The 24,073-nt window shown below is 51.8% G+C and carries 21 protein-coding genes and 4 pseudogenes; 12 read left to right on the top strand and 13 right to left on the bottom strand.

The genetic code is table 11. From position 1 onward, the window contains the following. The first annotated feature begins 1 nt into the window (after nucleotide 1). Nucleotides 2-913: a glutathione ABC transporter permease GsiD gene (gene gsiD / locus FFS28_RS05480; protein WP_058610376.1), complete on the top strand. Its 912-nt coding sequence runs from the start codon at nucleotides 2-4 to the stop codon at nucleotides 911-913. Nucleotides 914-971: 58 nt separating this feature from the next. Here gsiD and rimO read toward each other — a convergent pair whose 3' ends face one another. Continuing rightward, complete coding sequence (gene rimO, locus FFS28_RS05475) at nucleotides 972-2,297, bottom strand: 30S ribosomal protein S12 methylthiotransferase RimO (protein ID WP_058610375.1); 1,326 nt, start codon at nucleotides 2,295-2,297, stop codon at nucleotides 972-974. A gap of 216 nt (nucleotides 2,298-2,513) precedes the next feature. On the opposite strand from rimO, the gene bssR reads away from it, so the two are divergent. Both bssR and FFS28_RS05465 read left to right on the top strand, forming a co-directional pair. Beyond that, a complete protein-coding gene (bssR, locus tag FFS28_RS05470) occupies nucleotides 2,514-2,897 on the top strand; it encodes a biofilm formation regulator BssR (RefSeq protein ID WP_042319373.1) in 384 nt (127 codons plus the stop codon). A gap of 107 nt (nucleotides 2,898-3,004) precedes the next feature. Further along, nucleotides 3,005-4,123 (top strand): PQQ-dependent sugar dehydrogenase, encoded by a 1,119-nt coding sequence (locus tag FFS28_RS05465; protein WP_137848990.1) that lies wholly within the window; start codon nucleotides 3,005-3,007, stop codon nucleotides 4,121-4,123. Here FFS28_RS05465 and FFS28_RS05460 read toward each other — a convergent pair whose 3' ends face one another. Then, entirely contained in the window at nucleotides 4,124-4,750 is a 627-nt protein-coding gene (locus tag FFS28_RS05460) for a glutathione S-transferase family protein (protein ID WP_088207610.1), read from the bottom strand. Nucleotides 4,751-4,985: 235 nt separating this feature from the next. Between FFS28_RS05460 and dacC the strand changes: the two genes are divergently transcribed. After that, on the top strand, nucleotides 4,986-6,191 hold the full coding sequence (gene dacC / locus FFS28_RS05455; RefSeq protein WP_058610372.1) for a serine-type D-Ala-D-Ala carboxypeptidase: 1,206 nt from the start codon (nucleotides 4,986-4,988) through the stop codon (nucleotides 6,189-6,191). 465 nt (nucleotides 6,192-6,656) lie between these two features. Here dacC and deoR read toward each other — a convergent pair whose 3' ends face one another. The 3 genes from deoR to FFS28_RS05440 form a co-directional block, all read right to left on the bottom strand. Further along, entirely contained in the window at nucleotides 6,657-7,415 is a 759-nt protein-coding gene (gene deoR / locus FFS28_RS05450; RefSeq protein WP_088207609.1) for a DNA-binding transcriptional repressor DeoR, read from the bottom strand. A gap of 67 nt (nucleotides 7,416-7,482) precedes the next feature. After that, nucleotides 7,483-8,091 (bottom strand): undecaprenyl-diphosphate phosphatase, encoded by a 609-nt coding sequence (gene ybjG / locus FFS28_RS05445; protein WP_058610371.1) that lies wholly within the window; start codon nucleotides 8,089-8,091, stop codon nucleotides 7,483-7,485. Nucleotides 8,092-8,098: 7 nt separating this feature from the next. Next, nucleotides 8,099-8,827, bottom strand: coding sequence for a phosphatase PAP2 family protein (locus FFS28_RS05440; RefSeq protein WP_137848989.1), 729 nt, complete (start codon nucleotides 8,825-8,827; stop codon nucleotides 8,099-8,101). A gap of 167 nt (nucleotides 8,828-8,994) precedes the next feature. Between FFS28_RS05440 and FFS28_RS05435 the strand changes: the two genes are divergently transcribed. Next, the gene (locus tag FFS28_RS05435; protein ID WP_042319385.1) at nucleotides 8,995-10,227 is read left to right on the top strand and encodes an MFS transporter; all 1,233 of its coding nucleotides are present in this window, start codon (nucleotides 8,995-8,997) and stop codon (nucleotides 10,225-10,227) included. Between the two features lie 36 nt (nucleotides 10,228-10,263). Here the strand turns inward: FFS28_RS05435 and FFS28_RS05430 are convergent, their stop codons facing one another. Further along, complete coding sequence (locus FFS28_RS05430) at nucleotides 10,264-11,076, bottom strand: Cof-type HAD-IIB family hydrolase (protein WP_042319388.1); 813 nt, start codon at nucleotides 11,074-11,076, stop codon at nucleotides 10,264-10,266. Beyond that, nucleotides 11,066-12,277: an MFS transporter gene (locus tag FFS28_RS05425; RefSeq protein WP_006174280.1), complete on the bottom strand. Its 1,212-nt coding sequence runs from the start codon at nucleotides 12,275-12,277 to the stop codon at nucleotides 11,066-11,068. Before FFS28_RS05425 ends, FFS28_RS05430 begins: the two co-directional genes overlap by 11 nt. A gap of 81 nt (nucleotides 12,278-12,358) precedes the next feature. On the opposite strand from FFS28_RS05425, the gene FFS28_RS05420 reads away from it, so the two are divergent. After that, the gene (locus FFS28_RS05420; RefSeq protein WP_088207605.1) at nucleotides 12,359-12,922 is read left to right on the top strand and encodes a TetR/AcrR family transcriptional regulator; all 564 of its coding nucleotides are present in this window, start codon (nucleotides 12,359-12,361) and stop codon (nucleotides 12,920-12,922) included. 19 nt (nucleotides 12,923-12,941) lie between these two features. Here FFS28_RS05420 and arsC read toward each other — a convergent pair whose 3' ends face one another. Genes arsC through FFS28_RS05405 form a run of 3 tightly spaced genes read right to left on the bottom strand, consistent with a single transcriptional unit; the run spans nucleotide 12,942 to nucleotide 15,037 of the window. Further along, nucleotides 12,942-13,373 carry a glutaredoxin-dependent arsenate reductase gene (gene arsC / locus FFS28_RS05415; RefSeq protein WP_102891179.1) on the bottom strand — a complete coding sequence of 144 codons (432 nt, stop codon included), beginning with the start codon at nucleotides 13,371-13,373 and terminating at the stop codon, nucleotides 12,942-12,944. A gap of 9 nt (nucleotides 13,374-13,382) precedes the next feature. Next, nucleotides 13,383-14,675 carry an arsenic transporter gene (locus FFS28_RS05410; RefSeq protein ID WP_137848988.1) on the bottom strand — a complete coding sequence of 431 codons (1,293 nt, stop codon included), beginning with the start codon at nucleotides 14,673-14,675 and terminating at the stop codon, nucleotides 13,383-13,385. 44 nt (nucleotides 14,676-14,719) lie between these two features. Then, nucleotides 14,720-15,037 carry a metalloregulator ArsR/SmtB family transcription factor gene (locus FFS28_RS05405; protein WP_137848987.1) on the bottom strand — a complete coding sequence of 106 codons (318 nt, stop codon included), beginning with the start codon at nucleotides 15,035-15,037 and terminating at the stop codon, nucleotides 14,720-14,722. Between the two features lie 520 nt (nucleotides 15,038-15,557). On the opposite strand from FFS28_RS05405, the gene FFS28_RS05400 reads away from it, so the two are divergent. Beyond that, a complete protein-coding gene (locus FFS28_RS05400) occupies nucleotides 15,558-16,817 on the top strand; it encodes a hypothetical protein (RefSeq protein ID WP_249357426.1) in 1,260 nt (419 codons plus the stop codon). Between the two features lie 1,751 nt (nucleotides 16,818-18,568). Here FFS28_RS05400 and FFS28_RS05390 read toward each other — a convergent pair. From FFS28_RS05390 to FFS28_RS05380, 3 genes and pseudogenes are all read right to left on the bottom strand, one after another. Beyond that, a pseudogene (locus FFS28_RS05390) lies at nucleotides 18,569-19,585 on the bottom strand (phage integrase). A gap of 86 nt (nucleotides 19,586-19,671) precedes the next feature. Then, a complete protein-coding gene (locus FFS28_RS21820) occupies nucleotides 19,672-20,634 on the bottom strand; it encodes a hypothetical protein (RefSeq protein WP_249357425.1) in 963 nt (320 codons plus the stop codon). 7 nt (nucleotides 20,635-20,641) lie between these two features. Further along, entirely contained in the window at nucleotides 20,642-21,532 is an 891-nt protein-coding gene (locus FFS28_RS05380; RefSeq protein WP_137849259.1) for a phage repressor protein CI, read from the bottom strand. A gap of 146 nt (nucleotides 21,533-21,678) precedes the next feature. Here FFS28_RS05380 and FFS28_RS21815 point away from each other — a divergent pair, with 146 nt between their 5' ends. The 5 genes and pseudogenes from FFS28_RS21815 to FFS28_RS05360 all read left to right on the top strand — a co-directional run bounded on the left by FFS28_RS21815 (nucleotide 21,679) and on the right by FFS28_RS05360 (nucleotide 24,049). Continuing rightward, a complete protein-coding gene (locus FFS28_RS21815) occupies nucleotides 21,679-21,900 on the top strand; it encodes a MerR family transcriptional regulator (RefSeq protein ID WP_137848986.1) in 222 nt (73 codons plus the stop codon). Between the two features lie 32 nt (nucleotides 21,901-21,932). Then, nucleotides 21,933-22,342, top strand: a pseudogene (locus tag FFS28_RS05370) (phage regulatory CII family protein). Beyond that, nucleotides 22,333-22,708, top strand: a pseudogene (locus FFS28_RS21680) (phage late control D family protein); the annotation flags it as partial. The pseudogenes FFS28_RS05370 and FFS28_RS21680, both read left to right, overlap by 10 nt. A 122-nt stretch (nucleotides 22,709-22,830) precedes the next feature. Further along, nucleotides 22,831-23,013, top strand: a pseudogene (locus FFS28_RS21870) (ogr/Delta-like zinc finger family protein); the annotation flags it as partial. Nucleotides 23,014-23,266: 253 nt separating this feature from the next. Continuing rightward, nucleotides 23,267-24,049, top strand: coding sequence for an FRG domain-containing protein (locus tag FFS28_RS05360; protein ID WP_137848984.1), 783 nt, complete (start codon nucleotides 23,267-23,269; stop codon nucleotides 24,047-24,049). Nucleotides 24,050-24,073 lie beyond the last annotated feature (24 nt).

Genomic DNA, 24,073 nt, shown 5'->3' with positions numbered 1-24,073 from the left:
GATGCGATTGTTGAACTGGCGACGTCAGGCCATTTTAAACGCGATGCCGGGGGTGAAACCGGACCATATCCGCACCCCGTGGTTCGAATTCTGGCGGCGTTTTCGCCGTCAGCCCGTGGCGATGGCGGCGGGGCTGTTCGTGCTGTTGCTGATCGCGGTGGCGATCCTCGCCCCGTGGATCGCCCCCTTTGATGCGGAAAACTATTTTGATTACGACCGCCTGAACGACGGGCCGTCGATGATGCACTGGTTTGGCGTTGATTCCCTGGGGCGCGATATTTTTAGCCGCGTGCTGGTCGGGGCGCAGATTTCGCTCACCGCCGGGGTGTTTGCCGTGCTGATTGGCGCGGTTATCGGAACGGTATTAGGCCTGGTTGCCGGGTATTACGAAGGCTGGTGGGATCGCATCATCATGCGCGTGTGCGACGTGCTGTTTGCCTTCCCGGGCATTCTGTTGGCTATTGCGGTGGTCGCCATTATGGGCAGCGGCATGGCGAATGTGATTATCGCGGTGGCCGTGTTTTCCATCCCGGCCTTTGCACGCCTGGTACGCGGCAATACGCTGGTGATTAAGCAGCAGACCTTTATCGAGTCGGCGCGCAGCATGGGGGCCAGCGATGCCACGATCCTGTTCAGCCATATTCTGCCGGGCACGGTGTCGTCTATCGTGGTCTATTTCACGATGCGTATCGGGTTGTCGATTATCTCGGCGGCCAGCCTGTCGTTTCTGGGGCTGGGCGCGCAGCCGCCCACGCCGGAGTGGGGCGCGATGCTCAACGAAGCCAGGGCGGATATGGTGATTGCCCCCCACGTCGCCATCTTCCCGAGTCTGGCGATCTTCCTGACCGTGCTGGCGTTTAATCTGTTAGGGGATGGACTGCGCGACGCGCTGGATCCGAAAGTGAAAGGGTAATTCGAGAGGGATTGTGATCCCCTCTCCCGGTGGGAGAGGGGCAGGGCAAGGGCAGAAATTACACCCGGCTTCCCCACAGGTCATACTCGTCGGCGTTTTCAACTTTCACGCGAATGATATCACCCGGTTTCACGTTGGTTTCGCCGTTCAGGTAGACCGCGCCGTCGATTTCAGGGGCGTCCGCCATGCTGCGGCCAATGGCGCCTTCTTCGTCCACCTCATCGATAATGACCAGCACTTCACGGCCCACTTTCTCCTGCAGACGTTCGGCAGAGATCTGCTGTTGCAGCTGCATGAAACGGTTCCAGCGCTCCTCTTTTACCTCTTCCGGCACCTGATCCGCCAGTTCGTTAGCGGTCGCGCCGTCCACCGGGCTGTATTTGAAGCAGCCTACGCGATCCAGACGGGCTTCTTTCAGGAAGTCGAGCAGCATCTGGAAATCTTCTTCGGTTTCGCCCGGGAAGCCAACGATAAAGGTCGAACGCAGGGTCAGGTCCGGGCAGATCTCACGCCACTGCTTGATGCGCGCCAGCTGGCGGTCAACGGAGCCAGGGCGTTTCATCAGCTTCAGAATGCGCGGGCTGGCATGCTGCAGCGGAATATCCAGGTACGGCAGGATTTTGCCTTCCGCCATCAGTGGGATCACATCGTCAACGTGCGGATACGGGTAGACGTAGTGCAGACGCGTCCAGATACCCAGTTTCGCGAGCTGTTCACACAGGCCGACCATGCTGGTTTTCACCGGTTCGCCGTTGTGGAAGCCTGAACGGTGCTTGACGTCAACGCCATAGGCGGAGGTGTCCTGCGAAATAACCAGCAGCTCTTTCACGCCAGCATCGGCCAGACGTTTAGCTTCGGCCAGCACCTCGCCAATCGGACGGCTCACCAGATCGCCACGCATGGACGGAATGATGCAGAAGGTGCAGCGGTGGTTGCAGCCTTCGGAAATCTTCAGGTAGGCATAGTGGCGTGGGGTCAGCTTCACGCCCTGTTCCGGCACCAGGCTCAGGAACGGATTGTGCTTTGGTTTTGGCACATAGTGGTGCACATGTTCCAGCACCTGCTCGTAGCTGTGCGGACCGGTGATCTCAAGAACCTTCGGGTGCACTTCGCGGATTTGATCCACTTTGGCACCCAGGCAGCCGGTCACAATCACTTTACCGTTTTCCGTCAGCGCTTCACCAATGGCTTCGAGCGACTCCTGAACCGCGCTATCGATAAAACCGCAGGTATTCACAATCACCATGTCGGCGTTGTCGTAGCTTGGCACCACGTCATAGCCTTCGGTACGAAGTTCGGTCAGGATGCGTTCAGAATCCACCAGGTTTTTCGGGCAGCCGAGGGAGACGAAGCCAATCTTCGGCGGGTGCGTAACATTGCTCATAGGTTAAAAATTCATCAATTATGGAGTTATCAGGGCGGGATTTTACAGCGTATCGCGGGCGATTTATACACTCTTTGCGGGGCAGATGACGCTCCCGAACGTTGTTACATTGTAAAGAATGTTAATCAGTTACGATTTATTGATCTCATACATTACATTGTACAAAAAATAACCTTATGCTCATTATGCAACATGGCTGACAGAGGAGGAAAAAGCATGTCCGTTGACAGACTGAAGCGCGATCTGCTGAACAAGCTGATCAATGCCCGCATCGACCTTGCCGCCTATCTGCAGTTAAGAAAAGCGAAAGGCTATATGTCAGTCAGCGAAAGCGAACATCTGCGTGATAATCTGTTTGAACTGTGCAATTTCATGCGTGAAAAAGCCCCGATCCTGAAAATGGAGTACGACGAGAGCGAACTGATTGCCCTGCGTCGTGCCGCCGAAATGCTCACCGCAGCAGGGGTATGCCTGATGACCGGACGTCATGACTGCCCAACGTTTATCGCCGTTAACGCAGAGAAGCTCGAAAACTGCCTGACTACGATCTCGCTATGCATTATGTGTCTGAACGAGCACGCGAAGCTCGAACAGCACTAAGCCCCGGGGGAGGCAACTCCCCCTTCTGATTAAGCTTTTGTAAAAGTGGTAACGCGCCCGGACGTTGTGGCTAATCTTTATGCCATATGCTGATAAAGGAGCGCGTTATGCATCGATCCTCGTTGATTTTCCTCCCTGCGTTATTTTTCCCCGTCTCGCTCCTGGCTGCGCCCAGTGCGGTTAAGGTCGAGGTGCTGCAAAACCGGCTCGATCACCCCTGGTCGATGGCCTTTCTGCCCGACAATAAAGGCCTGCTTGTCACCCTGAAGGGGGGCCAGCTTAAGCACTGGCAAGCCGGGAAGGGGTTATCCGATCCCATCGTCGGTGTGCCAAAGGTATGGGCGAACGGCCAGGGGGGACTGCTGGATGTTGTGCTGGCCCCAGATTTTGACACATCGCGCCGGGTGTGGCTGAGCTACGCCGAAGCGGGTCAGGACGGAAAAGCGGGCACGGCGGTGGGCTACGGCAGGTTGAGCGACGATCTTTCGCGCATTGAAGCCTTCCAGGTGGTCTTCCGCCAGATGCCGAAACTCTCCACCGGTAACCATTTTGGTGGCCGACTGGTGTTTGACGGTAAAGGCTATTTATTCATCGGCCTTGGCGAGAACAACCAGCGTGCAACGGCGCAGGATCTCGACAAACTGCAGGGCAAAGTGGTTCGCCTGACCGAAGAGGGTAAAGTCCCGCCTGATAACCCCTTTGTGAACACCGCCGGCGCACGGCCTGAAATCTGGTCCTATGGCATTCGCAACCCGCAGGGCATGGCGATGAACCCGTGGAGCGACACGCTGTGGCTTAATGAGCACGGCCCACGCGGCGGGGATGAGATTAATATCCCGGAAAAAGGCAAAAACTACGGCTGGCCGCTGGCTACGCACGGTATTAACTACAGCGGCCTGAAGATCCCGGAGGCCAAAGGCGAGCACGTCGAAGGCACGGAAAAACCGCTGTTCGTCTGGAGAGTCTCCCCCGCGGTAAGCGGCATGGCGTTCTATAACAGCGACGTTTTCCCGCAGTGGAAAAACAGGCTGTTCATCGGGGCGCTGAAAGAGAAGGACGTTATCGTGCTGAACGTCGATGGCAACAAGGTGACGGAAGAGGGACGGATCCTGGGGGACAGAGATCAGCGTATTCGCGACGTGCGCGTCGGGCCGGATGGTTATCTGTACGTCCTGACCGACGAGACGGACGGGCAACTGCTGAAAGTCAGCCCGTCCGGCGGGTGATCAGCTTACCGGGATCATCACGGTTTTACGGTACGCCGGGCGCTCACTGAGCTGCGCGAGCCAGCGCTCAAGGTGCGGGCGCGGCGTCCATTTTAGCCCCAGGTTGGTCAGGTTCCAGACGAACGGCGCAACGGCAATGTCGCCTGTGCCAAAAGCATCGCCGGAGAACCAGGCGTGTTGAGAAAGCTCCTCGTCCATCATGGCGAACAGCCCTTCGCAAGCGTCCTGCGCGGCGTGAATGGCAGGGTAATCGCGCTCGGGTTCTGGCGTGCGCACAAGGCCCATCAGGATCACGCGGTGGGTCGGGGAGAGCGTCTGGTTCGCCCAGTCCATCCATTTTTCACCCTGCGCACGGCTGGCGGGGTTTTCAATCCACAGACGGCTCTGGCCGTACTGGGCGGCCAGATACCGCACGATAGTATTCGACTCCCAGAGCGTGACGCCGGTCTCTTCGTCGCGCAGCAACGGCACCAGGCCATTCGGGTTCATGGCGAGATACTCGGCCTCTTTATTCACCCCAAACTGCAAACCCGCCATCACCTGCTCAAACGGTAAATCCAGCTCTTCCAGCGTCCACAGAACTTTCTTCACGTTGGTCGAGTTGTTCCTGCCCCACAGCGTAATCATTGTTATTCCCCAAATAGTCAAACCTGAGAGTCGCCATGGTGAGATAAACCTAACAATTACGCAACAGAAGAGAAAAAAATCCCGTGAATCGAAGCGTATCCGTCGGGTATTGCATAAACTTTAAAAACTTTACCTGGTTGAGGTTTCCTTAACAGTTGTAGTGCGCTATTACTCATCGCTTGTTGCGACACGGTGATGTGACGTAATTTTTAGAATGGACACTCGGGTGGCATTTATGACGCTAAAAACTTCTTCTCTGCGCAGCCTGGCGGCGGGCTCTGCGCTTCTTTTCCTTTTTGCACCCACGCTCTATGCGGCGGAACAGGCGGCGCCCGAAGCGCCTCCGGTTGATGCGCGTGCCTGGATCTTAATGGATTACGCCAGTGGTAAAGTGCTGGCGGAAGGGAACGCCGACGAAAAACTGGATCCTGCCAGTCTGACCAAACTGATGACCAGCTATGTGGTGGGTCAGGCGCTGAAGGCCGGAAAAATTAAGCTCGATGACATGGTGACCGTCGGGAAAGACGCGTGGGCAACCGGTAACCCGGCGCTGCGCGGTTCATCGGTGATGTTCCTGAAACCGGGCGATCGGGTATCGGTCTCCGACCTGAACAAAGGGGTGATAATCCAGTCAGGCAACGATGCCTGTATTGCGCTGGCGGATTACGTGGCGGGCAGCCAGGATTCCTTTATCGGCCTGATGAATGGCTATGCGCAAAGGCTGGGTCTGACCAACACCACCTTTAAGACCGTTCACGGTCTGGACGCGCCGGGGCAGTTCAGTACCGCGCGTGATATGGCGCTGCTGGGCAAAGCACTGATCCACGACGTGCCGGAAGAGTACGCCATCCACAAAGAGAAAGAGTTTACCTTCAATAAAATCCGCCAGCCGAACCGTAACCGTCTGCTGTGGAGCAGCAACGTGAACGTCGACGGCATGAAGACCGGGACGACGGCAGGGGCGGGTTATAACCTGGTGGCGTCCGCCACGCAGGGCGATATGCGCCTGATTTCGGTCGTGCTTGGCACCAAAACCGACCGCATTCGCTTTAACGAATCGGAAAAACTGCTGACCTGGGGCTTCCGCTTCTTCGAAACCGTCACGCCAATCAAGCCGGATGCGACGTTCATCAGCCAGCGCGTCTGGTTTGGCGATAAGCGCGACGTGAATCTTGGCGCGGGCGAAGCGGGTTCGGTGACCATTCCTCGCGGTCAGCTGAAAAACCTGAAAGCCAGCTATACCCTGACCGATCCGCAGCTGACCGCGCCGCTGAAAAAGGGCCAGGTTGTCGGGACGATTGATTTCCAGCTGAACGGTAAATCCATTGAGCAGCGTCCGCTGATCGTCATGGAGGCGGTCGAAGAGGGCGGCTTCTTCAGCCGGATGTGGGACTTTGTATTAATGAAATTCCACGGATGGTTTGGCAGCTGGTTTAGCTAAGTGTTTGCCGGGTGGCGTTGCGTTAACCCGGCCTGCAACAGCTCGAACCCAGGCCGGGTAAGGCGAACCAGAGCGTATTGCGGCCTGATGCCCTCACCCCAACCCTCTCCCACGGGGAGAGGGGGAAAACACGGGCCCGTAGGCCGGGTAAGGCGAAGCTGCCACCCGGCGAACCAGAGTGTATTGCGGCCTGATGCCCTCACCCCAACCCTCTCCCACGGGGAGAGGGGGAAAACACGGGCCCGTAAGCCGGGTAAGGCGAAGCTGCCACCCGGCGAACCAGAGTGTATTGCGGCCTGATGCCCTCACCCCAACCCTCTCCCACGGGGAGAGGGGGAAAACACGGGCCCGTAGGCCGGGTAAGGCGAAGCCGCCACCCGGCGAACCAGAGTGCGTTGCGGCCTGATGGCCTGACCCCAACCCTCTCCCACAGGGAGAGGGGGAAAGCACGCACCCGGTAAAACCTCAATACATCAACTTCACCTGCTGCGTTTTCGCGCAGGCCACGATGTCATCATCCGGGCGGCAGTCGCTGACGATGGCGTCAAACTGTGCCAGCTCGCCCATTCTCGCCGGACGCACCTTGCCAAATTTACTGTGATCCACCACCAGCACGTGGTACTGCGCTGCATTGAGCGCCCAGTGCTTCACCGGCAGTTCTTCCAGGTTAAAGCAGGTCGCCCCCTGGCGCACATTGACGCCCGCCGCGGAATAAAACGCGATATCCGGGCAGACATTACTCAGCGTGTCGTGCAGGTTAAGCGGCTTGAAGATGGCGTTGCTGGCATGGAACTCGCCGCCGCAGAGGATAACCCGGCACTCGGGTTTCTCCTGTAGCGCCAGAAAGGTGTTGAGGGAATAACAGACCGCCGTGAAGGGGATGGCGCTGTCGATGGCTTCGATGATCCACGGCGTGGTGGTGCCACAGTCAAAAAACAGGGTTTGATGCGGCTGGACCAGGGAGGCGGCAAGCCTTGCGGCCCGGCGTTTCTCTTCAACCAGGCGCGTTTTTTGATCGCTTATCAGATAGTGGCTGGCGCTGCGGGGTTCCAGGACAATGTACCCACCCAGCAGCACCACGGGCGCGCTGTTGCTGTTCAGGTCACGACGAATGGTCATCTCTGAAACGCCAAGCAGCGTGGCGGCCTCTTTGAGATGCAGCTTATCACTGCGCTTCAGCGCCTGTAGCAGCTGGGCTATGCGGTCATCGCGGCGTGTTTCCATAGATCCTCGGGCTGAAAAAGTGAACCCCCGCAGGGCGGGGGTTCAAGTGTAACCTGTCAGCGCGGGGTTAGTCACGTATCCAGCCTTTACGGATCGGCAGCGCGAAGAGGGTGCGGTACACCCCAGACAGCCCGCGATGCAGCGCCGGACCAAAGAGGCTCCAGAGAATAGCCGCGCTGACGCAGCCAATCAGCCCGACCAGGAACCCGCCGACCATATCCAGCGGCCAGTGAACGCCAAGATAGACGCGAGACCAGGCAATAGCGAGCGCCATGGCCATCAGCAGCGCACCGGACCACAGGCGGTGCCAGAACAGGAACGCCAGCGCAAAGGTGAAGATCACCGTGCCGTGGTCGCTCGGGAAGGAGTCGTCCGGGGCGTGATGCAGGAAGTTATAGCCGACGTGGTCGACAAACGGACGGTCGTGCGGGAAGGCGTGGCCGAGCAAATAGCTTGTCACCACGCTGACGCCGATAGCCATCGCCACTTTGATCACCAGCTGGCGCTGCGCATCGACCTGCTTGCGCGGCCCCCACAGCCACAGAATAACGGCCAGCGCGGGCACTATGCTTATCACATCGCGCGCGATAAAGGTGGCAAAATCGATCATCCACGCCGGGGAAGCGGGGGTGGCGTTAATCAGATAGAACAGACTGTAATTTAGATTTTCTAACATACCCTCGTCACTCTTTTGCAAACCAGGTAGAAACCAGCCCGTAGACGGCCACCTGAGAAAACCAAACCCACCACCCGGCCCACAGGTTGTGAGAGAAAAAATGCGCGCCGCGCATAACCTGCCCGTAGCCCATCGCCAGCCCGGCAATCACGCCCAGTGCGACACAGGCCCAGGCCAGTCGCGGACGTTCGCGCCAGAAGGCAAAAAACAGCCCCATCAGCATAAAGCCGCTCGATGCATGCCCGCCGGGGAAACAACGCCCGGGGCCGCTGCCCTCAGGGACCGCGCTAAACAGCGGGTACGAAAGCGCTTTTCCGCCGTACTCCACCAGGCCCCACGGGCAGCTGTGGTGGCTTATGCTTTTCAGCGCACCGACCACCAGCGCACCCAGCCCCATCAGCAGGGCGGCAGTGACCAGCCGGGTATTGCGTCGCCAGGCCCCGATAATCAGCGCCAGCGCGCCAGTTGTAATCGCAACGTATTTCGCCAGCCGGTGGTTGATCAGATCCAGCAGGTGATTTTGCTGTAGCGGAAAACCGTGTGTCGCCGCGTCATACCAAAAGCCGGTGATCCATTTGTCGAGCGTTTCATCGCGAGACAGCCAGATAAACAGCACCGCGAGGATTAACAGCACGAAAAGCTGATAACCATAAAAGCGTACCGGTAATCGGTAAAGGGATTTAGTCTTATCTGTCTGTAAGTTAGATAATTCTGAAGGGCTGACGCCGTGTGCCATAGTCAAGGTCATTAACGGGAAAAAAGGCTATCTTAAAGGGGGCAACTTAAGGAAACCTTAAACGACAACGATACGTGCTTTATTTCTGTTTCGTCTCGATTATTTACTATCTCAGGCTGCGGCAATTCATTACACTCATCGCGATTTTTTCTTTATAAAGAGATGGCATGTTAAACCGTTCTTCTTCCGGTAACCGTCTGGGTCGTCAGGCGTTACTTTTCCCTCTGTGTCTGGTGCTCTACGAATTCTCTACCTATATCGGCAACGATATGATCCAGCCCGGGATGCTGGCCGTTGTCGAACAGTACAACGCAGGTATTGAATGGGTGCCGACCTCCATGACCGCCTATCTGGCTGGCGGCATGTTTCTGCAGTGGCTTTTGGGGCCGCTGTCGGATCGTATTGGCCGTCGTCCGGTGATGTTGACCGGCGTGGTATGGTTTATCGTGACCTGCCTCGCCACGCTGCTCGCGCAAAACATCGAGCAATTTACCCTGCTGCGCTTCCTGCAGGGGGTGAGCTTGTGCTTTATCGGCGCGGTGGGCTATGCCGCCATTCAGGAATCGTTTGAAGAGGCGGTCTGTATCAAAATTACGGCGCTGATGGCTAACGTCGCGCTGATTGCGCCGCTGTTAGGACCGTTGGTGGGGGCGGCGTGGGTACACGTTGCACCGTGGGAAGGCATGTTTGTGCTTTTCGCCTTGCTTGCCGCCATCTCCTTCTTTGGCCTGCACCGCGCCATGCCCGAAACCGCTACGCGCCTGGGGGAGAAGCTCTCCCTGAAAGAGCTGGGCCGGGATTACAAACTGGTTCTGAAGAACGTCCGCTTTGTGGCGGGTGCGCTGGCAACGGGCTTTGTTAGCCTGCCGCTGCTGGCGTGGATTGCTCAGTCACCGGTCATTATCATCAGCGGCGAGCAGCTCAGCAGCTACGAGTATGGCCTGCTGCAGGTGCCGATTTTTGGCGCGCTGATTATGGGTAACCTGGTGCTGGCCCGCCTGACCGCGCGCCGCACCGTGCGGTCGCTGATCGTTATGGGTGGCTGGCCGATTGCGGCAGGGCTGATGGTGGCGGCGGTTGCAACGGTTGCGTCCTCCCATGCCTACCTGTGGATGACGGCGGGGCTGAGCATTTATGCCTTCGGGATTGGCCTGGCGAACGCCGGTCTGGTGCGTCTGACGCTGTTTGCCAGCGAGATGAGTAAAGGCACGGTGTCCGCCGCAATGGGCATGTTGCAGATGCTGATCTTCACCGTGGGAATTGAAGTGAGCAAGCACGCCTACGCTTTTGGCGGCAATGGGCTGTTCAGCCTGTTCAACCTCGCGAACGGTCTGCTGTGGGTGGGGCTGATGGTGGTATTCCTGAAAGATAAACGCGTCGGCAGCGCGTTACAGCCGTAAGCGAATTGCCCTCTCCGTGCAGGAGAGGGCCTCAACTCAGTTAAACGGCGCTTCCCCGTTCAACGCTTTTTCAATGATATCCAGCACGCCTTCCTCGTTATTGTTCGGGGCTTCGTAGCGGGCGACGGCCTTGATGTGCGGTCCGGCATTGGCCATAGCAAAGCTGTAGCCCGACTGGCGCAGCATTTCCACGTCGTTGCCGCTGTCACCAAAGGCCAGCACTTCACTGTCCTCAATGCCCCAGCGCTGTTGCAGGATCCGCAAACCATTCGCCTTGTGCACGCCCGGGATAATCAGGTCGATACTGCCGTGGCCGGTGGTCACCGGCACCATAATGTCGTTGAGCTTTTCATGCAGCAGGGCCTGAATGCGCGGGATCTCGTCATCGGAGACGTTAAGCCCGAACTTGAAGAAGATATCGTTCAGGTTGCCAAAATGGCTGACCTTCTCCAGACGATGATAGTATTTCGCCGCGATGTCGTGGAAGGCGTCGTCATACTCTTTTAGCGTATAGGCGCTGCTTTTGCCGCAGGCGATAATCTCAATCCCCACGACGTCGTTAAGCACGGCGGCGACGGTATCAAAGTGTTCTTTCGACAGTTCGCCGTTAAAGACATCTTCCCCGGCGCAGACGACCCAGCCGCCGTTCTCGGCCACAAAGGCAATCTCGTGGGCGATCTCCGGGAAAAAGGAGATCAGCTGGTAGTATTGATTCCCGCTGGCCACCGCAAAGCGGATGCCCTGGGCTTTCATACGCGCATACTGCGCCAGAAAACGCGGCCGGTTATAGGTTTTGGCATCGCTCAGGAAGGTTCCATCCATGTCTACTGCAATCAGCTTAACGCTCATATCCATTCTCCAGTGTCTGTTCTGCTTCCGGTTTTGCGACCGCACGCGCCACCAGTGCGGCAATAATCACTAACCCTAACACCACCAGCATCGCGCTGCGCAACCCGTAGTGCTCACCCAGGAAGCCGAGCAGCGGCGGCCCCACCAGGAAGGCGAGATAGCCGGTTGTCGCCACCACGCTGACCCGCGTTGGCGCGTCCGGGCCGGTATCGCTGGCGGCAGAAATGGTCAGCGGGAAGCCGAGCGAGGCACCCAGGCCCCAGAGGATAACCGAGACGCCGGCAATCCAGTCGACATCCACAAAGATGATCATCGCAATACCTAACCCGCCCAGCAGGGCGCTGGCGCGAACCACCGCCACGCGGCTGTAACGGTCGATAAACCAGCCGCCGGTAAAGCGCCCGACCGTCATGCCGAGCGTAAATCCGGCATAAATCAGCGAGCCGGAGGTGGGGCTGAAGCCGTGACCGTCAACCATCAGCAGCGGCAGCCAGTCGTTGGCGGAGCCTTCGGCGAAGGCCATCGCCAGCACCACCACGCCGATGAGCATGAGCTGAATATCGCGATAGAACGGCAGCCCTTTCGCCGCAGATTTTTGCTCCCCGGTCGAGTTTTTGCCCGTACCGTCGGGGATGGCCCGGATGCCGGTCAAAATGGGGATAATGCATACCAGCGCCGCCAGCAAAATATGCAGATTCGCCGCAATGCCAAACGCCGTCAGCGCCATGCCAACGCCCGCGCCCGCCAGCGTGCCGAGGCTGTAAAAGCCGTGCATCATCGGCAGCACCGTTTTGTTCACCTCGCGCTCAACGGCTGCCCCTTCAACGTTGATCGCCACTTCCGCCGCGCCGAAGCTGCCGCCAAAGACCGTCAACCCCAGCGCAAACATCAGCGGAGAAGCAAACCACAGCGCCACGCTCAGGACCACCATGCCCAGCACCGCGCAGCACATGGTGGTGCGGATCACCGCCCGCGTGCCAAAGCGCTTCACCAGCCAGGCGGAGCACAGAATGCCGCTCATGGAACCAATCGACAGACCGAACAGCACGATGCCCATCTCCGCAGTTGAGACGGATAAGATGTCGCGGATAGCGGGCGTACGTGTCGCCCAGGAGGCCATCAGCAGCCCGGGAATAAAGAAGAACATAAACAGCGCCCACATGCGTAGCTGCAGGGCTTTACGAGGGGAGGTCAACGTCATTGGGTTAGCACCAGAAGTACAACAATAGCGACAACACTAGCAAGTTTGTGTACATTTGTACATAAACTACATGAGGTATTTATGAGCAGACCCCCCAACGATCCTCATCGCCGCGAGAAAATCCTCCAGGCGACCCTGGATACCATTGCCGAGCACGGGATCCACGCCGTCACGCACCGTAAAATCGCCAGCTGCGCAGGCGTGCCGCTGGGGTCGATGACCTACTATTTCGATGGGAAGGAGCCGCTGCTGGAGGAGGCGTTTACGTGGTTCACCCGGAAGATGTCGCAGCAGTATCGGGATTACTTTGCCGGGGTCAGCGGGCCGGAGATGGCGTGTGAGTCCATCACGACCTTAATCCACAGTTCGGAAGTGACCACGCCGCACAATATGGCGCTGATGTACCAGCTGTACGCCTTTATGAACCGTAGCGCGGCGCTGAAAACCGTGATGCAGGACTGGATGAAAATGAGCCAGACCACGCTTGAACAGTGGTTTGATCCGGCGACGGCCCGCGCGCTGGATGCGTTTATCGAGGGGATGACGCTGCACTACGTTACCGACAGAGTACCGTTAACGCGGGAGGAGATCCGCACGATGGTGGGGAGAATTGCAGGCGAGGGGAGCCGCACGGCCCTGCGCTAAACGGCAGGGCCTGTCGGGACTATTTCCCGCGAATTTTGTTTCCCGACGCGTCGACCACCGCTTCGCCGTCCTCTTTGGTAAACGCCGCGCGCTGCGGATCGGGTAAAATATCCAGCACGCGTTCAGAAGGGCGGCACAGGCGCGTCCCCAGCGGGGTCACGACAATCGGGCGGTTGATGAGGATCGGGTATTGCAGCATGAAATCAATCAGCTGTTCGTCGCTGAACTGCCCATCGGCAAGCCCGAGTTGCGCATAGGGCTCGACGTTCGTGCGCAGTAAATCGCGTACCGAGATGCCCATGTCCGCGATCAGCTTACACAGCGTTTCACGCGACGGCGGCGTGTCGAGATACAAGACGATCGCGGGTTCATTCCCGCTGTTGCGGATCATCTCGAGAGTATTGCGCGAGGTGCCGCAGTCCGGGTTATGGTAGAGGGTGATGTGGCTCATATCGGTTACTCATTGCAGTGTAAAAGAGAGTCGTAACGCCAGCGCGGCGAGCGTCACGAACAATACGGGCACGGTCATGATGATGCCCGTTCGGAAATAATAGCCCCAGGCGATCGACATATTTTTCTGCGCCAGCACGTGCAGCCAGAGCAGCGTCGCCAGGCTGCCGATCGGCGTGATTTTGGGGCCCAAATCGCAGCCAATCACGTTGGCATAAATCATCGCTTCTTTGATCACCCCGGACGCGGTACTGCCCTCAATCGACAGGGCGCCAATCAGCACCGTCGGCATATTGTTCATCACCGAAGACATGAAGGCGGTAATAAAGCCGGTGCCCATCGCGGTGGCCCAGAGTCCATGCTGGCCCAGCATAGACAACACGCCGGATAAGGAGTCCGTCAGCCCGGCATTGCGCAGACCATAAACCACCAGATACATTCCCAGCGAGAAGACGACGATTTGCCACGGTGCCCCGCGGAGCACTTTGCCGGTATTGATCGCCTGTCCGCGTTTTGCCACAGCAAATAAAATTAACGCGCCCGATGCCGCGATGGCGCTGACGGGAATGCCGAGCGGCTCAAGCACAAAGAAGCCGATCAGCAGCAGAAGCAGCACGACCCAGCCTGTCCTGAAGGTGGCGACATCCTGGATGGCAAGGGCGGGCTGACGAAGTTTCGCCAGCTCGTAGGTCGGCGGGATCTCTTTGCGAAAAAACAGGTGTAGCATCACCAGCGTGGCGGCGATAGCCGCGATATTTACCGGGACCATGACCGAAGCGTATTCGCTGAAGCCCAGCGTGAAGAAATCTGCCGAGACGATGTTAACCAGGTTCGAGACAATTAACGGCAGGCTCGCGGTGTCGGCAATAAACCCCGCCGCCATCACAAAGGCGAGGGTGGCCTGTTTGCTAAAGCCCAGCGCCAGCAGCATCGCGATGACGATAGGCGTTAATATCAGCGCAGCGCCGTCGTTGGCGAACAGCGCCGCCACCGCCGCGCCCAGCAGAACGATATAGGTAAAAAGCAGCCGCCCCCGGCCTTTACCCCAGCGGGCGATGTGCAGCGCCGCCCACTCAAAAAAGCCGGACTCATCCAGAAGAAGGCTGATGATAATGACGGCGATAAAGGTCGCTGTCGCGTTCCACACGATATTCCAGACTACCGGAATGTCGTTAATATGAACGACCCCGCTTACCAGCGCCAGCACGGCACCCAGCGTGGCGCTCCACCCGATACTTAGCCCTTTGGGCTGCCAGATAACCAGTACCAGCGTGAAGAGAAAAATAGCCCCTGCCAGCAACATCGTTTACTCCGTTATATATGTTTTAGTGAATGTGTGAGTTCTGCTCAACACGAGCCCGCCCTGTTTTTGAGCTTCAGGCGGGTCTCCTCTCTCAGGCAGTTCCAGCTGCTGTCGATAATGGCGGCCGCCCACGCCGGAATGGCGGGTGACAATCGGTAGTAGACCCACTTGCCCTCCTTGCGGTCGAGCACCAGCCCGGACTCGCGCAGCAACGCCATATGACGCGAAATTTTAGGCTGCGACTCACCGGTCACCGCGCAGAGATCGCAGACGCACAGCTCCTCCGCTTCACGCAAAAGCATCACGATGGACAGCCGCGTTTGGTCTGAAAGAGCCTTGAAAAGGTGGACGGGGTGTTGCATTGGGAGTCCTGGAGGTTTGGGAATACATATATGGTTAAGCATATATGTTTGGGAGGGGGAAGGGAAGTGAAAGGTTTTAAAAGGATTATCGAAAGCATTGAGTTTTAGGTTAAGCAATGAGTTAGGTTGGGTTAGGGATTGGCGATTCAGGTGTTTTAACAATGGGTGTCGCCACTTGGCAATGTGGCCAACAACTATAGCGAAGGCTTTTCAATGATAACCGAGTGCCTGGGAAGCATAGCGCCTAGTAGTTTTTTTTAGTGTGATGATCAAGGAGTTTTGTAAAGCTAGGATATTATGTTCGACATTATAAATGTGCGCTGCATTTTTCGAAGCACTCACTCTCTCTTATGTCTTATAAGTATTTGAAATGGATATGTAAAATGAGCAGGCGTGTCGGGGTAAGAATGCGCGCAATACGACATTTGAGAAGTCTGGTTGATGCTCGCTTCAGTTAGAATTTATCGATATAATTCCAGATGTTGGTATCATCATACTGTCATCTAGGTTGAAAGGAATTATGATGGAAAATCAAAGGGTGTCACAGGTGTTTGTTCCTGGCGGAATGCCAAAGTTAACTTATGTTGAACGGACTCAGGGGGAAATTAGAGAAAAGCTTGAAAGTGCGAAGGATAACCTATGTAAGTTGGTGACTTTAACTGGACAAACAAAGTCAGGTAAAACCGTCCTTACTCAGATGATATTTCCTTTTACTGATTCAAACGTAATATGGATTGATGGTGGTAGTATTACCACAGAGAATGATATATGGGAACAGGTATTAAATAGCCTTGGTATTTATCCTAATGAGGAAGTAAATATTTCGGATTCTTCCTCTACGGTAGTAGGAGGTAAAGCTCATGTATCCGCAAATGCATTAATAGCTAAAGGAGGAGGCGAGTTTTCAGTAGCGCAAAACGATGGTTCCTCTAAAGGGCGGAAAACAACTAGAAACATAACTTCTAAAAATGCAGCGATTAAAGCTCTATCTGAAAGTCAATCAAGCCTGATTATCGATGACTTTCATTATCTTGATAGGGATATGCAGGGTAGTTTTGTTCGTGCTGTTAAACCTCTTGTATTTCATGGTGTGCCGGTTGTGTTAATTGCTATACCTCATAGGCGCTATGATGCGATTAAAGTAGAGAGAGAAATTACCGGTAGATTAGAAAATATTATGATGCCCTACTGGTCTCATGATGAATTAAAACAAATTGCAATGACTGGGTTCCCTCTTTTAAATATTGATGTCTCTGCCGAAATTGTTGATACTTTAGCCTCAGAGGCGCTAGGTAGTCCGCATTTGATGCAGGAGTTTTGTAAAAGTTTGTGTATGAATCATTCTGTTAAAGAGACGTCTGCACAACTGATAAAAATACAAAATGTTGATGATTCGTTATTTAAAGCTGTAGCCGAATCTACTGGTAAAGTTGTTTTCGATAAATTAGCAACTGGCCCTCGACAACGTTCTGATAGATTGATGCGCTTATTGAAGAATGGTGAGCGTGTTGATATTTATAAAGTTGTTTTATACGCTCTCTCAAAAATGAAACCAGGAATGCAAACTATTCAGTATGAGGAGTTACGCAGCGCGATCAGAGACATAGTTGCTGAAACCCCTCCACAAGCCCATGAAGTTACTCGTGTGCTAGAAAAGATGAGTGAGATTGCATCAAGTGAGGAAGCTTCCACACCAGTCATTGACTGGGAGCGCGAAGAACAAAAACTACACATTACTGACCCATTCTTTGCATTTTACCTCAAATGGCGTGACCATTAAATCTATACTGAACCGTACTTGAACGGTTCAGTATAAAATTTTCTTTTGAGAAAATAAGGTCATATTTTCGAGTTGAATTATTTATTTCACTATTAAGTCATTATTATCCTACAGCATATTATGCAAGGGCATCAGTTATGTTACGGACAAAACCACAAATGCTCTTTTCCAAATGATTAAAATCTCCGTATTGGTGGGAATGATCTCCATAATTTGTGGTGGTATGCGAAGCTCGATTAGTGTTTACCACTAGCATTGCTAATATTAAAAAACATAGATTACAGCCACTTTTGATAACTGGTTACGCTGTATCCCGGCCTTTTGCCGGTGGACGAAAACGTAAATATGTTGCGGAGGTCTCACATTCCCTTGACGCTATCATGGCTTACCGATGTTGTTCAGAACTAAAATATCTGTGCAGCATCGGTGATGAACATGATGGACCGTGTATGGCTTCTGTAGATGTAATAATTGTAGTAAAATAGCGTGGCTGACTTACTCATTTGGGCGAAAAGATACTTAAGTAGACAGTAAATCCTTTAATTCCAAGTCGATTCCATCCGGTGAAATATATCGATCCTGATGAACTAACAGAGGAGTATGGTCACGCTTTACTCCAGAAATTAGATGATATTCAGCTACTAGCTGTAATTGTTGTACCTTTCCTCTCATAGTTACAGCAATGTGACAATCCGATATCACCAAAAATAAAGAATATTCTTTGCTTAAGGGGACTGAGACATGTGGGAGCATTGTCTTGCTTATGATCTAAATATTCAGCCTTACCCGACGTCTTACACCTGAAACCTAAAACAAAGCCAAGTCTACTAAATGTGTTTGATATCAGAAGCTTCGCATTTTTCTCTAATATTGATGGTTTTTGCTATGCCAGCATGTGAGTTTTGAAAGTCATAGGAACGAGAGATGGTAACTAATAATTTTTTGCTGTCGTCCCTTTCTCTCCATGTAAGCGAAGGAGACTATGTAAGGAACCGATTAAGCAGGCGACAAATCGCAGGCAATAAAAACCCATTTATGTAAACGGGTTAGTGAAAACAACGAATTGCAAGATTATCAATGAGTTAGGTTGGTGATAAGGAGTGGCGATTACGGGGAAATGCCAACCTCTGCCGCCACTTTGTCGCCAAAAAACTAGTATTGTTTTGACTTCCGACTGCGAAACTTTTATTAAGATCGATGCTCATAACTTACGCATTATTGAAAAATGTAAAGCTAGTAGAATCGGAATGTAGTATGAGCTTTATATTAGCTATAGGAAACGTTCAATCGTGTCTGCAATCGAATCATGACCACGTTCCCTTAAAATTCTTACAAATACCTCCCATGGTGGAATATTACTTGTATATGCTTTTCCTGGTCCTGTGTACATACCACCTCCAGGACCAGTATAAAGACCACCTCCAGGACCCGTATAAAGTCCGCCGCCAGGACCAGTGTACAAGCCACCTCCCGGACCAGTGTACATCCCCCCACCTGGACCTGTGTAAAGACCACCACCAGGCCCGGTATACATGCCACCATTAGGGCCGGTATACATTCCACCGTTGGCTCCGGTATAAGCACCTCCACCTGGACCTGTGTAAAGGCCCCCGCCCGGTCCGGTATATCGCCCCCCACCAGGTCCTGTATATTGATTTCTTGGCCACATATTTAACACCTTTTTTGAGAATATGCTTATTTGTAAGCATGTAAGGTATAAACCAAAGAATCGGAGTATGTGATTAAATTTTCTAATTTGTGAGCGTTGCAAAGGGAATGAATCGAAGGGCTGTTTCAAGATGGTCGGGTGCTAGGTAAGCATAACGCATAGTCATTTTGATGTCGTGATGCCCCAGAATTTTCTGTAGCGCGAGAATGTTTCCTCCGGCCATCATGAAATGTGCTGCGAATGTGTGACGCAGAACATGAGTGAGCTGCCCTCGTGGAAGCACGATGGAGGTTTTGTCCATCACAGACAAAAACTGGAAGTAGCAATCCGTAAAGAACTTGAAGCCGTCCAGGGCAATGATTTCTTCGTACAGTTCTTTGCTGATTGGGATACTGCGGTTCTTCTTGCCTTTGGTTCTGACAAATGTGATTCGGTACTTTGTGACTTGAGAGCGTGTGAGGTTCACCGCTTTGCGCCAGCGTGCGCCAGTACTCAGGCAAATCTTAACGACAAGAGCGAGTTGGGCGCTTTGGCGTTGACAATCGTATAGAAGCTCTGTGATTTGTTCATGCGTTAGCCAAGCCATTTCTTTTTCGGCAATGGTGAACTTGCGCATGTTCTCTAGCGGGTTCGTTGCTGTCCATTCGCCGAGACGGGCCAGTTCGCGAATAACTCCGCTGAGATAGCTTTGCTCAAGGTTAATAGTTACCGCGCTGGCACCTTTCTTCCACTTCTCACTGAAATAGATTTCACCCGCCAGGCGTTTGTCACGATAATGCGCGAACAATTTCGAGCTGAGATCAGTAGCAAGAGGGTTTCCGAGTGCTGCTACCATCAGGACCAGCTTGTCGTAAACATGCTCGCCAGCGGTAAGGGATTTGCCATGCAGTTTCAACCAGAGTTCAACAATGTCTTTCAGAGTTCGACGGTCTACCGATTCACCCAGCCAAGGCTTAGCTTCTGCCTCATCCATCGTGTGACGCTCAAAAGCCAGAGCTTCGCCTTTGGTGGCAAACTACTTACGCACACGACACCCATTACGCCCGGCGGGGTAACTTTCACAAATACAGTATCCTGTATCGAGTTTTCTTACTGCCATAAAAATGTCCTCCATTGGAGAATATTTTTACTGTATGATGAACAGTGTCAATGTGTATTGTTAAGACATATATACATAAATTATAATTATTCATCCGACTTAGGAGAATCTTTCATACTTTCCTTACTTTTAAGCATTGACAATATTGAAAGGATATTAGGGGGCTGGGTTATTGGATCAGAGAAAGCTGATTTAGATGACATATTCCAGTCCTTAAACACATTGATTGCATCTTCTTTGGTCGATGTGGAACCATAAATTTGTAGAAAAACTTCCCCAAACATAAGAGCGTGTTGACGATCTTTTCTAATAATAGATTCATGGGTGAATTTTTTAGAGTTATTTAGGGCATAAAAAGAAAGCCAAGATAATAATCCAACCCCTAAAAGACCTCGAACAAAGTAATAAAATATTTCAATAACTGATGCGTTTTTAACATCTATTTTCAAAAAAAATGTCGTAAATGCAGCAATGACGGCAAATGAACCTAATAACAAGCCACCACGTGCCCAATTATAGGATAGTTTAGAAAAATACTGATCATCTTGTTGTAGTTTAACTTTCACGCCTTGGACGTAGCTTGGTATTTTATCATCAATTCTATCCTGTTGTATTTTGCTTTTTAATGATTCATTTTCTCTGCTTAGGTTGTTTAATCCTTCCTCAAGCTTGCTTATTGTTTTAATTAATGAGCTTTTTTCAGAAACCAATATTTCTTTTTCAGAGAGTAGTTCATTTATCGAGATCGCTTGAGTATCGATTTTTTTTAATGTTGACTTAAGTTGTTGATGTAATGTTGCTGTATTTTTTTTTGTAAGTAAACGCTCTTCTGATTCATTATTGTCTTCAGTGGTGTCTTTTATTCTTTTCGTCGTGCTATTGATGATTCTATATAGGTCTAAGGTGGAATCAAATTGTTTGAAATTACGTTCTTCAAGATCCTCATAAAGTGAGGATATTTGTTTATCTGTAAGGTTGTCTCTATTTTGTACGAGTTTGATATTCCTGCTTATGTATTCAAAATCATTAAGATCTTTATTTTTATCCATGGGCTTCTCAAATTTTATCAAGTAGTAAGTGCGTGCATTTAGCTACAATATCAATGCCAATGATATTGCATGAGAACGAATAGTCATTATTTTTAACTACAATGCGACCGATTGGTACTCTAGTCAATTGTCTAATGCTATATACTCCTTCGATATTAACTAACCAAGTGCCATCTGTTAAATTATAGCTAAACTGGTTAGCTAAGTAGGATTTGATACCATCAAATATGATAAGTGGTTTATCATTAGTTTCAGGTACTAATGTTTTATCAAGAGAACAAAAACTACCATCATATAGATTACCATTAATCATTTTTACACATTTGATAGATAAAATATCGTTACAAGTATTCAAACTTATCTTTCCTTGCCCGGTGGCTAACCAAGACAAAGAAGTTCGACTCTCTAAGCTACATTTGATGCTCCAATCTGAAGGGAAGGTGTCTTTTAAGTATCTTTTTGCTAAAGTGCTTTTTGATACATTCAAATGGTCAGCCAGTGCTTGTCTGGTAGAAAAGCCATAAGCTTGTACCAGACGTTGTATTGCAGCCCTACCGCCTTGATTGAAATCTAATGTGTTCTCAGTTGGGGGCTTCAGTGTATCCGATGGCCGCAAGCTATCTTCATCAGCAGACTCTGTCAAACCTTGTGTTGATGGTTGCGAAACAGAGTTGGTTTCGAGATATTCAGGTTCATTGCCTGAAGCTAACCATTCTATAGATACACCTGTTTCCATATTGCAAATAACCACCCAATCAGCTGGGAAGGTATCTCGAGCGTATCTATTTGCCATTGTGCTCTGTGAGATACCAAGGTGGTTGCAAAAAGCTTGGCGCGATGAAAATCCATAAGCAGCAAGTATCCTTTCAATAAGTTGCTGTCCACCTCTGTTCTGCATGATTGACAGTTTTAGGTCGTCATTAATATGGCGAAATGTGTTTTTTTTGTTTGGCATAACCGATATGAGATCTTAATCTCCGTTTTATGAATTTAATTGTCACGATTTAACCAAGCTCACCACAAGCCGAAAAGAGATGTTGCATCATGACCCCAAATATTTCAATCCCTCTGAACACAATATACGTCACAATTGAACGCTATAGCGAGCTAACTGGGCTGCCTGTTGACACCATAAGCGACATGCTTGCGGATGGTCGGTTGCCTCGTCACCGCCTGCGCAAAGATAAGAAGCGTGAAAAGGTAATGATTAACATCATTGCTTTAACCGCTGATGCACTCTCAGATTGCAATGTGACTATCAGCTAGTTCCATTTTGAGACTTAATGGAGCAACTGACTATGTTTGACTATCGCATATCAAAACATCCCCATTTCAATGAAGCCTGCCGGAGCTTCACTCTACGTCACAATATGGCGAATCTGGCTCAACATGCAGCTATGAACGTTCAAACCCTGCGCAACAAGCTCATCCCGGAGCAACCGCACCAGCTGACTGCGCTAGATATCTGGCTACTGACCGATTTCACCGCAGACTCAACGCTGGTTGATGGGATTCTGGCGCAGATCCATTGTCTGTCGTGTATACCAACCAATGAAGTCGCGCGGGAGAAAATGCCTCAGTACGTCCTTAAAGCCACCGCCGAGATCGGCGGTGTCGCTGCGAATGCGGTTTCTGGCGTTCAGCTAAATGCGACCACCCGCCGCCAGGTTGCGAAAGCGTCAACACAGTTACCCGTCTACTGGTGTGAATGCCTGCTGTCTGCATACCCTTGAGCCGAAGAAGAAAGAGACCACACACGTGAAGCGCCGCCGCAAGAAAATCACCGCACCTAAAGAGCCGGAAGCGAAGCAGGGGGATTATCTGGTGAAAACGGATGAAAAAGTGCTGGGCCTGAATCGGACCTACACCAACCGCAGCAATGCAGAGCGTGCAGCAAAGATGAAGTGGGAGCATATGCAGCGCGCGGGGGAGTGTCTTTCTCCGTGCAGCTGGCGGAAGGCCGGGCTGATCTCTACACCAATTCCCGGTGAAGGTGAGAGGCTTTAAACAACCCATTGTTGATGCGGAGTGGACCACCATCACCCTGACGCATACCGTCAGTCCAGACAGTTGATTTACGACCAGTCTGGATCTCGAAGTGAAAATAGGTGAGTTTCAGATTGAATGATTAGTTCCAAATTGAGAACAATAATGCACTATTATTGCTGACCTGGTGAAGAGTGAGACCTTAACAAAATGAAGAATTGCACGATGTGCGGTCAGGCCGCGAGTACACCCAGTAGCTTGCAGGTTTCCAGTGAAAGCAAAGAACACTACAACCAGTGCACCAATATTGAGTGCGGGTATACTTTCTTGATCCATGAAACATTTGTTAGTTCAGTATGCCGTCCGCAAAAAATCAGCGCCGCACCGCCGTACCGCCTCACCCAAAAGGTATACAGTAGCAATTTGCTTACTGACAAAGACCCGCTGCTGGCGGGTTTTTTTATGATTATTGTTTTGAGCAATTTGATGCAGACACTATAAAAAAGGGCACAATATCATGAGTAATTTCTCTTAGGTGAAGCATGTTAAATTGAGAACTTATTGACTTTGAAAAGTAAAATGTTCCCACATTGGGGTGTAGAAAATTAGTAATGTTGTTAGTAGCTAAAATTGTGGAGATGTCTACATGGAGTCAATCGAGACTAAGCTGTTTGGCAAAATATTAGCACCAAGAAATTTAGGTCAACTAGTTGAAATTACAGAACAACACTCTGCTCATCGTATGAATGTTTATATGTGGAGAGGGCAAGGGAATGTTGATTGGGCAATTCATAGCGCTGCTTTCAGACGCTTGAAATTCTCTCATCGCAGCGTCTCCGAGAGCAGGATGAGAAACTATGAACTCGAATTGTTAAAAAAAGCTAGACATAAGGGCTATGGATACGAAGATGGAAGACGTTTAGCTGATTTTGAAGTGCTTGCCAAGCTACAGCATCATGGTGCAGCAACACGTCTAATAGACTTTTCAAGGAATATGCTTGTTGCATTATGGTTTGCTTGCCAATCAGAGAGAGGGAAAACCGGGCTTTTGTTTGGGATTCATTCTGATTCGATCTATGGGCAAGAAGGTGAAACGGAAGAACGCACCTATGATGAGATATTTGTAAAAGGGATTAGCAAAGCCGGAGCTACTACTTGGGAACCTCCAGCAGTTACTAAAAGAATTGCAGCTCAAAGCGCTCAATTTATGTACAGTGTTGTGAGTGACAATCCAATGGGAAGTCTCGATTTTGATCTTGAGGAAGACGCCTACCTTTCAATAGCAATCACAGCCAGTATGAAAGAAGAGTTTTTGCGTCTTTTAGAAGGTACATTTGACGTCCGACAGCTCACTTTATTCCCTGATCTCGACGGATTCTGTCACGCCAATACAGAAAGAAATGGCCGTTGGGATAACGAAAGATGGTAAGGTGGTTCGTAAATAGCTGATAAG

Source organism: Enterobacter sp. 2VL (genome assembly GCF_005503595.1).
Taxonomy (GTDB): Bacteria; Pseudomonadota; Gammaproteobacteria; order Enterobacterales; family Enterobacteriaceae; genus Enterobacter; species Enterobacter cancerogenus.
The sequence above is the reverse complement of the archived record's forward strand: the minus strand, read 5'-3'. Positions and strand labels throughout refer to the sequence as shown.

Excerpts from the sequence above, each read along its gene's own strand:
- FFS28_RS05430 (WP_042319388.1), bottom strand. The coding sequence starts at position 11,076 with ATGAGCGTTAAGCTGATTGCAGTAGACATGGATGGAACCTTCCTGAGC.
- FFS28_RS05425 (WP_006174280.1), bottom strand. The coding sequence starts at position 12,277 with ATGACGTTGACCTCCCCTCGTAAAGCCCTGCAGCTACGCATGTGGGCG.
- dacC (WP_058610372.1), top strand. The coding sequence starts at position 4,986 with ATGACGCTAAAAACTTCTTCTCTGCGCAGCCTGGCGGCGGGCTCTGCG.
- FFS28_RS05420 (WP_088207605.1), top strand. The coding sequence starts at position 12,359 with ATGAGCAGACCCCCCAACGATCCTCATCGCCGCGAGAAAATCCTCCAG.
- FFS28_RS05380 (WP_137849259.1), bottom strand. The coding sequence starts at position 21,532 with ATGCAGAACAGAGGTGGACAGCAACTTATTGAAAGGATACTTGCTGCT.
- ybjG (WP_058610371.1), bottom strand. The coding sequence starts at position 8,091 with ATGTTAGAAAATCTAAATTACAGTCTGTTCTATCTGATTAACGCCACC.
- FFS28_RS21820 (WP_249357425.1), bottom strand. The coding sequence starts at position 20,634 with ATGGATAAAAATAAAGATCTTAATGATTTTGAATACATAAGCAGGAAT.
- FFS28_RS05440 (WP_137848989.1), bottom strand. The coding sequence starts at position 8,827 with ATGGCACACGGCGTCAGCCCTTCAGAATTATCTAACTTACAGACAGAT.
- bssR (WP_042319373.1), top strand. The coding sequence starts at position 2,514 with ATGTCCGTTGACAGACTGAAGCGCGATCTGCTGAACAAGCTGATCAAT.
- gsiD (WP_058610376.1), top strand. The coding sequence starts at position 2 with ATGCGATTGTTGAACTGGCGACGTCAGGCCATTTTAAACGCGATGCCG.
- FFS28_RS05400 (WP_249357426.1), top strand. The coding sequence starts at position 15,558 with ATGATGGAAAATCAAAGGGTGTCACAGGTGTTTGTTCCTGGCGGAATG.
- deoR (WP_088207609.1), bottom strand. The coding sequence starts at position 7,415 with ATGGAAACACGCCGCGATGACCGCATAGCCCAGCTGCTACAGGCGCTG.
- FFS28_RS05460 (WP_088207610.1), bottom strand. The coding sequence starts at position 4,750 with ATGATTACGCTGTGGGGCAGGAACAACTCGACCAACGTGAAGAAAGTT.
- FFS28_RS05410 (WP_137848988.1), bottom strand. The coding sequence starts at position 14,675 with ATGTTGCTGGCAGGGGCTATTTTTCTCTTCACGCTGGTACTGGTTATC.
- FFS28_RS05405 (WP_137848987.1), bottom strand. The coding sequence starts at position 15,037 with ATGCAACACCCCGTCCACCTTTTCAAGGCTCTTTCAGACCAAACGCGG.
- rimO (WP_058610375.1), bottom strand. The coding sequence starts at position 2,297 with ATGAGCAATGTTACGCACCCGCCGAAGATTGGCTTCGTCTCCCTCGGC.
- FFS28_RS05465 (WP_137848990.1), top strand. The coding sequence starts at position 3,005 with ATGCATCGATCCTCGTTGATTTTCCTCCCTGCGTTATTTTTCCCCGTC.
- arsC (WP_102891179.1), bottom strand. The coding sequence starts at position 13,373 with ATGAGCCACATCACCCTCTACCATAACCCGGACTGCGGCACCTCGCGC.
- FFS28_RS21815 (WP_137848986.1), top strand. The coding sequence starts at position 21,679 with ATGACCCCAAATATTTCAATCCCTCTGAACACAATATACGTCACAATT.
- FFS28_RS05435 (WP_042319385.1), top strand. The coding sequence starts at position 8,995 with ATGTTAAACCGTTCTTCTTCCGGTAACCGTCTGGGTCGTCAGGCGTTA.
- FFS28_RS05360 (WP_137848984.1), top strand. The coding sequence starts at position 23,267 with ATGGAGTCAATCGAGACTAAGCTGTTTGGCAAAATATTAGCACCAAGA.